The following is a 7,089-nucleotide window of genomic DNA, read 5'->3' on the forward strand; positions in this document are numbered from 1 at the left end:
TCAAGAAACACAGGCGCCCCTCGACAGCCTTCGCACAGCCAGCCTCACACCACCCACCCCCAGCCCCATCCCCCGAACGAACGGATAATCGGCCCCGAGCTCGGCCTGCGTGCGTGAAAGGCATGTACGGGGTGTCCGTCCGCCGACTCCGTTGTCCTCTTGGGATGTTGAGCCCGTAGGTCAGTCTGGTGCGGGGACTGTTGAGGGGCCATGCGCTGTTGCCTTCGAGCACGCCGGTCAGATTCTGCTTTCCCCTCGGCCCCTGTGGGTGGGAACCGCTTCGCGGTGCCGGTTCGAGAGGTGAGGGAGGGACGCCGGTGTCGGACACCGCAAGCGTCGATGTGGGAGTGGAGCTGTCTGCCGAGCTCGTGGAGCGGGTTTCGGCGATCGACATCCCCAAGGCGTCGGGGATGGTGTGCGTGCGGGTCCCACACGACGACGGCTCGGGTCGGCGGGTGCAGCGGGTCTCGCTCTGCGCGGTGACCTCGGGGCGATTTTGGCCCTGGCCGATCACCTGGTCTGTCAGGGCGTGACCCAGGTGATCAAGGAGGCGACCTCGACGTACTGAAAGCCGTAGTTCTTCCCTGGAGGCCCGTGGACTGGACTCCTGCCCGGTCAACGCCCGGGACGTGAAGAACGTCCCAGACTGCCCGAAGACGGACAGGCTCGACTCGGTGTGGCTGGCCAAGCTCGCCGAACGCGGCATGCTGCGGGGCGCGTTCGCGCTACCGAAACCGGTCCGCGAGTTGCGGGACCTGACCCGCACCCGCGCGGTGCTCACCCATGGGCGGACCCGCCACAAGCAGCGCGGCGAGGAGCTCCTGGAGGTGCCCGGATCAAGCTGACCACGGCGCTGTCGGACATCTACGGCGTCTCGGGCCGGGCAATGCTCGAGCGTTGATCACCGGCGAGCGGTCCCCGCTCGCGCTGGCCTCCCTCGCGCACGGCACCGTGAAGGCGTCCCCGCCCCAGCCGGCCGAGGGCCCTGCGCGGCGGGTTCGAGGAGCGCCACTCCTTCATGATGCGCACACTGCTCGACATGACCGACCACCTCACCGCGCGGATCGACAAGCTCGCCTCCCGGATCACGCACCTGTTCGCCGACCACGCACCCACCGCGTTCACCGACACCGATCCGACGGACGGCACGGGGCAGGGGGTGCTGGTGCCGATGTCCGACACCGAGCGCCCCGACGAGATCCCCGGCATCGGGCCCAGCACCGCGCAGGTGATCCTCGCCGAGACCGGGACCCGACCTCGCCGCGGTCTTCCCGACCCCCGGGCACCTGATCTCTCGGGCGAAACCGTCCCCACGCACCATCCAGTCCGGCAACGAGAACACCTCCGGCAAGACCGGCAAGGGCAACCCCTGGCTGCGCGGCGCGCTCGGCGAGGCCGCGATCTCCGCCGCCCGCAGGCCCGGTGGGCGGTCACGGCCTGGTTGAGCAGGACGACGTTGACGTCTTCCTGGCCGAGGAGCCGAGCGCGGCCCTCGGCGTACGTTGCGAACAGCGCGTCCAGCGTCCCCACCGGCAGGTCGCGGGCCTTGGTGACCCGGTTGACCTGCTGCCTGACCGGTCCTTCTGCGGGTACTCCAGAGGCTGATGCGCTGGGAGTGCTGCCGGCGTACGAATGTCTGCCGGAACTGCGCACTGCGTCATGTCTCAGAAGCGAGTCCCAAACCGAAGGCAGGGTCACGTTTTTCCAGGTGAGGTGTGTGGCTGTCGGTCGGTAGGCGTACTCGGAGCCTCGCGTGGGTGCGGGGTGTGGGGAGGTGGTGGTGGATGCCGTCGGTGCTGGGGTGCTGGAGAGGCGCGAGCGGGTGCTGCTGGCCCGGGCGGAGGAGTGCGGGCGAGCTGGAGCGGCTTCAGGCTGCTGTGGCCGAGGCGGATGAGGCCGCGCCGCGCGCGGTCATCGCCCGCGAGGAGACGGTCGAGGCCCTGGCCGAGTCGGCCGAGGAAGCCTCGTGGTCGGTGCGCCGGTGGATTCGCCGGCCGCGGGTGCTGCTGGGCGGGGACGGCGGAGGCAAGGGCGGCGCGCCCCACGGGCCACCGCCTCGGACGCGGCGCTTCGGCCTGCGCCCGGATCATTCTCGCAGTTCGTGCACCCCGGCAGTTCGCGGCCCGCACGGGTCCGCGGGCCGCGGCGGCGCCAGGTGGCGGCGTCAGATATCGCGGGCGGGCAGCAGGCCCCGTTCGACGAACACGCGCTTCGCGGTGAGAGTGGCGTTGATCGCCCTGGGAAATCCGCAGTAGGCGGTGGAGTGGAGCAGCGCCTCGATGATCTCGTCGGGGGTCAGCCCGACGTTGAGTGAGGAGTTGACGTGGACCTCCAGCTGGGGCTCGCACCCGCCGAGGGCGGTGAGCATGCCGAGGGTGACGAGTTGGCGGTCGCGGGGTGGGAGCGCGGGGCGGGCGTAGATCTCGGCGAATGCCCAGGCCGCGATCTGGTGGGCGAGTTCCGGGGAGACGTCCGCGAGTGCGGCCACCATCCGCTCGCCGGCCTCTCCGTTGATCCGGGAAAGGAGGTCCATGCCTTGTTCGAAACGTTCCTGCCGGTCACGTGCGGCTGCGCTGTCAGTGGTCATGCCAATCTCCCCGTATCGTTCCACGGTCCTGCCCTGCCCCTCACCGGCGGAGAGGGAAGGTGGCGAACAGGGCCAACGTAAGCACTTGGATGCACTCCGTAACCGGCGCAACGCCCAGCAGCGGAGCCGGATCCTTCGGTCGGCTGGTTCGTCCACCCCTGCCAGGCATCCGCACACTGTGGCACGCCGCCTGCAGCACCGGCGGCGGGAGGGACGCGGTCGTAGAGTGAAGGGATCGTTGTCGTGCGCTCGGCCGAGGTAGATCCATGTCCGAAAGAGGCCTGACCGACCAGGAGCTAGCCCTGGTCCGCGTGTATGTGGAGATGCGCGACGGACTGGCTGCGGACCGGCAGGACGTGTGGCGGGCCCGGATCGCACGAGCCACGGGGGGCCGCTTCCGCAAGCTGGGCACCGGCCTGTACGAGATCATCCCTGACCGGCGCACCATGTTGTGACATGCGTCCGAGATCCCCGAGGCGGACGCCCGGGGGAGTCGGCGGCCTGCCGGCCCGGAACCACTGCTGCCGGCCTGAGCCCGGTGGGGCCGGCATTCGTACACGACCGACCAGGCCTGCCGCAGGACGGCGGTTTCACCCGGCCGTCGGCCCGATCGTGGGATCCCCGCCACTGTCCCGGAAAGGCAGGCTTGGAACCAGATCGTCCGCCCCGTCGAACTCCTCGGATGTGACTGTCATGACCGCCCCCGCCACTCTCAATACCGGCAACCGGGCACCCCACCACGGTCCGGCCGCAGGTGAAGGCCCCCGGCCCGGCCTGGTGGCCGTGATCGAGGGACCGCAGGCCGACGAGTCACGCCAGTGGTCATTGCCGCACCACGAGCGGGCAGCCACCACCGCCCGCGACGTGACACGGCACACCCTCCGGGCATGGGGCCTGGACGATGACTGCGTGGACAGGACGCTCCTGGTCGTCTCCGAACTGGTCACCAACGCCGTCGAGCATGCCCTGCCCCCCGTTACGCTCCACCTGGAGATGCCCGAGAACGACGCGGTCGTGTCGGTAGCGGTCGACGACGGCGGCGCCTCGCAGGAACCCGGTGACTGGGTCGCGAGTTGCGCGCCCGATGAACACGGCCGCGGCAGCCTCATCGTCACGGCTCTGGCCAGTGACCACGGAGTCACCCCCGGTCCGGGACACGCCACCCACTGGGCGGAGCTGCCGATAGCCGCATAGACCACCCCACCCCAGCCCACCCACCCGCCCTGTCGCTGACCGGGCCACGGAGCCAACCCCATACAACCGATACGGAGCAGCCCGATATGACAGACCCCATACTCACCGCGCAGGACCGATGCGACCGCTGCGGCGCTCAGGCCTACTTCCTCGCCCGGCTCGGCCAGGGCACCCTGCTGTTCTGCGCCCACCACGGCCGGCAGCACCAGACGGCCCTCGAGGACCGGTTCGTCGAAATCGTCGACGAAACGCACCGGCTCACTCCTGCGGCAGTCTGACACAGGTGTTCCCCTCGGCCCCGCTCAACGTGGCGGGGCCGAGGGGAACGCGCACGGAGGCGACGGCTCGCAGTCGGCCCGGATGCCCGGGGCAGCAGAGACGCCGACCCGTCCGGGACTCACACCGGCCGCCGGTGACAAGCCAGGGCGGACCGGCAGGACACCTCGCGCGGGGACCCGAACCCGGCCGTCCCGCCCGCCGCTGAAGGGCCGAGGCCGTCAGGCCACAGCGAGGACGATCTTGCCGGTGCTACGGTCCTGCTCACCCAGCTCGTGAGCCTTGGCGGCGTCGGCCAGCGGCACGACGGCCCCGGCCACCGGCTTCAGTTCGCCCCGTTCCACCAGCGCGGCGATCTCCCGCAGGCCGAGCTGGTCCGGCTCCACCAGGACCCACACCGCCCGCACCCCGTCCCCGGCAGCCGGAACGTCGTCGGGCCCGGGCAGGGTGACCAGCCGGCAGCCTTCCCGCAGCACCTTCAGCGAACGCTCGGCCGCCTCTGCGCCGATTCCGTCCAGCACGACGTCGACATCGGAGACGACGTCCTCGAACCGCACCGCCCGGTAGTCGATCACCTCGTCCGCACCCAGCTCCCGCACCAGGTCGTGCTTGCCCGCGCTGGCCGTGCCGATGACGTACGCACCACGTGCCTTGGCGATCTGCACCGCGAGATGCCCGACCCGCCCGACGCCGCATGCAGCAGGACCCGCTCCCCGGGACGCACATCGGCCGTCTCCACCAGCGCCTGCCACGCGGTCAGCGCCGCCAACGGCAACGCCGCCGCCTCCACGTGCGTCAGACCGGCCGGCTTACGGGCAAGATGGCGGGCCGGGGCCACCACGAACTCCGCGTACGCACCCGCCTGACGCGGGAACAGCGGCATCCCGTAGACCTCGTCCCCGGGGCTGAACAGACCGACCCCGGGGCCGACGGCCTCGACCGTGCCAGAGACATCCCAGCCGACCGCCGGAACGGCGTTCCACTCCACGAGGGCGCCACTGCCCCTGGTTCTTCCAATCGACCGGGTTCACCCCGGCCGCGTGCACCCGGACCAGGACCTCGTTCAGGCCCGGTACCGGACGCTCGACCTCGCGCTCGACCAGGGTCTCGGGGCCGCCACCACCCGAATCACCTCACCCTCGTCCACTACGTCCTCGATCACCAGCGGCGACAACCCTGAAAACACCGTTCCCACAAGCTCGTTGACATCTCGCATGACCTGTCAACGACACCCGTCACACTCGGTAACCACCGATTACGGGACGGAGCCGTTCAATGGACAGACCCGGGGCGGGAGCTGCCGGGTGAGTTGTTCCCCCAGTGGTGTGGCTGTTTGGTGGGTGCGGGTGGGCGGTGGGCGGGAGTGTAGTGGTGTGGACGCGGCCGTGTGGTCGTGCTTGTCCCTGCTGCAGTGTGCGGCGGGGAGGGTGTACGGACCGGATGTTGCCTGTGCGGATCGTGCCGCTCGTTCGAGATCACTGTTGAGGAGTGCAGGTTCGTGTCGATGTCTCGGCTTCCCCGTTCTCGTCGTCGGTTGCTGTCGGTGGCTGTCGCGTTGGCATCGCCGCTGGCGGTGGTGGCGTTTCCCGCGTCCGCGTCCGCGTCGGAGGACGATGCTCCGGTGACGGCAGCCGCGGAGGCGGCGTCGGCGTCGGCGCCGACGGAGGCACCCGAGGGTGACGGGCCCGGCCCTCAGCCTCAGCCGCCCGTCTCGCAGGAGATCCAGCGGCCGGGTCCGCCGGGGGACGCCACGGCCGAGGATGCGGCGGCTGATCCGATCCCGGTCGGGGCCTACCCGGACTCGGTCACACTGCTGCCGGACGAGAGCCGTGCCTATGTCACCAGCATGCTCGGCGGGACGGTGTCGGTGATCGACACCGCCACGAACACCGTCGTGGGCCAGCCCGTCAAGGTCGGCGCCGACCCTGCGTGGTCGGCGGTCAGCAAGGACGGCAGCCGGGTCTACGTCACGAACAACGCCGACGGCACGGTGTCGGTGATCGACACCGCCACGAACACCGTCGTGGGCCAGCCCGTCAAGGTCGGCGCCGGCCCGCTCGGGATCACACTGTCCCCGGACGGGAGCCGCGCCTACGTCGCCAACAACGGCGCCGGCACGGTATCGGTCATCGACACCGCCAGCAACACGGTGGTCGGGGAGCCCGTCAAGGCCGGTACCGCACCGTTCCTCCTGCAGACCAGTGCGGACGGCAGCCGACTGTACGTCACGAACAATACGGGTGCCGGGACGGTGTCGGTGATCGACACCGCCACGAACACCACCGTCGGTGAACCCATCAAGGTCGGCAACCAGCCCGCCGGGATCGCCCTCTCCCCGGACGGGAGCCGCGCCTACGTCGCCAACAACGGCGCCGGCACGGTGTCAGTCATCGACACCGCGGCCGGCCGCAGCATCGGCGATCCGGTCCCGGTCGGAAACCAGCCCTTCTCCGTCACCCTCACTCCGTGGAACGACCACCTGCTGGTCACCAACAACGGCTCCGAGGCAAACGGCAGGACCGGGAACTCCGTCACAGCCATCGACACCACGACCAACAAGCCCGTCGGCGATCCCATCAAGACCGGCAAAGCCCCCTACGGTGCGGCCGTCACCTGGACCGGCAACCTCTACGTCGCCAACGCCGCAAGCAACACCGTCACCGCCACCCGGCTCCCCAACAGCCTCCACACCGTTCCGCGAGGTGCCGCCTTCGCCCTTGGCGAGAGTCGCCTCTACACCACTGACGCCTATACAGACTCCGTAAGGATCGCCGACGCCGATGCCACCACCGGTCGTTCAGGTGGCGAGAGCATCCCCAGCGGGCGGGGTCCGAGCGCCGTCGCCACCAGTGCGGATGGTGGCCGTGCGTACGTCACCAACCGGACGGACGGCACGGTAACGGTGATCGATACCGCGAGCCAGCAGCCTGTCGGATCCCCCATCCCCGTCGGCAAACACCCGATAGGCAGGCGCGGTGCTCGGGCCGGGGCGCCAGCTCACGGACCAGCTCGCCGACGAGCCCGGCCGGCGC

Annotated in this window: 8 protein-coding genes and 2 pseudogenes; 7 read left to right on the top strand and 3 right to left on the bottom strand. The window is 70.2% G+C overall.

The window, feature by feature from the left end:
• Nucleotides 1–317 precede the first annotated feature (317 nt).
• The 3 genes from AB0D08_RS39835 (at nt 318) to AB0D08_RS39845 (ending at nt 1,445) form a co-directional block, all read left to right on the top strand.
• Complete coding sequence (locus AB0D08_RS39835) at nt 318–533, top strand: hypothetical protein (RefSeq protein WP_051812780.1); 216 nt, start codon at nt 318–320, stop codon at nt 531–533.
• A 51-nt stretch (nt 534–584) separates the two neighbouring features.
• A complete protein-coding gene (locus AB0D08_RS39840) occupies nt 585–845 on the top strand; it encodes a transposase (protein ID WP_359895253.1) in 261 nt (86 codons plus the stop codon).
• 474 nt (nt 846–1,319) lie between these two features.
• Nucleotides 1,320–1,445 (top strand): hypothetical protein, encoded by a 126-nt coding sequence (locus tag AB0D08_RS39845; RefSeq protein WP_359895255.1) that lies wholly within the window; start codon nt 1,320–1,322, stop codon nt 1,443–1,445.
• A 46-nt stretch (nt 1,446–1,491) separates the two neighbouring features.
• Here AB0D08_RS39845 and AB0D08_RS39850 read toward each other — a convergent pair.
• Both AB0D08_RS39850 and AB0D08_RS39855 read right to left on the bottom strand, forming a co-directional pair.
• Nucleotides 1,492–1,698 (bottom strand): annotated as a pseudogene (locus tag AB0D08_RS39850) (hypothetical protein); the annotation flags it as partial.
• Nucleotides 1,699–2,164: 466 nt separating this feature from the next.
• Nucleotides 2,165–2,587, bottom strand: a complete 423-nt coding sequence (locus tag AB0D08_RS39855) for a carboxymuconolactone decarboxylase family protein (RefSeq protein ID WP_033822725.1) — start codon at nt 2,585–2,587, stop codon at nt 2,165–2,167.
• A 266-nt stretch (nt 2,588–2,853) separates the two neighbouring features.
• Here AB0D08_RS39855 and AB0D08_RS39860 point away from each other — a divergent pair, with 266 nt between their 5' ends.
• From AB0D08_RS39860 to AB0D08_RS39870, 3 genes are all read left to right on the top strand, one after another.
• A complete protein-coding gene (locus AB0D08_RS39860) occupies nt 2,854–3,042 on the top strand; it encodes a hypothetical protein (RefSeq protein WP_033822724.1) in 189 nt (62 codons plus the stop codon).
• 238 nt (nt 3,043–3,280) lie between these two features.
• On the top strand, nt 3,281–3,781 hold the full coding sequence (locus AB0D08_RS39865) for an ATP-binding protein (RefSeq protein WP_082526839.1): 501 nt from the start codon (nt 3,281–3,283) through the stop codon (nt 3,779–3,781).
• Nucleotides 3,782–3,867: 86 nt separating this feature from the next.
• The gene (locus AB0D08_RS39870) at nt 3,868–4,059 is read left to right on the top strand and encodes a hypothetical protein (RefSeq protein ID WP_033822052.1); all 192 of its coding nucleotides are present in this window, start codon (nt 3,868–3,870) and stop codon (nt 4,057–4,059) included.
• Nucleotides 4,060–4,278: 219 nt separating this feature from the next.
• On the opposite strand, the pseudogene AB0D08_RS39875 reads toward AB0D08_RS39870, so the two are convergent.
• Nucleotides 4,279–5,160: pseudogene (locus AB0D08_RS39875) on the bottom strand (NADP-dependent oxidoreductase).
• A gap of 440 nt (nt 5,161–5,600) precedes the next feature.
• Between AB0D08_RS39875 and AB0D08_RS39880 the strand changes: the two are divergent.
• On the top strand, nt 5,601–7,089 hold a 1,489-nt coding region (locus AB0D08_RS39880), incomplete at its 3' end, for a beta-propeller fold lactonase family protein (RefSeq protein WP_359895251.1).

The organism is Kitasatospora sp. NPDC048540, from assembly GCF_040651175.1.
GTDB lineage: Bacteria > Actinomycetota > Actinomycetes > Streptomycetales > Streptomycetaceae > Kitasatospora.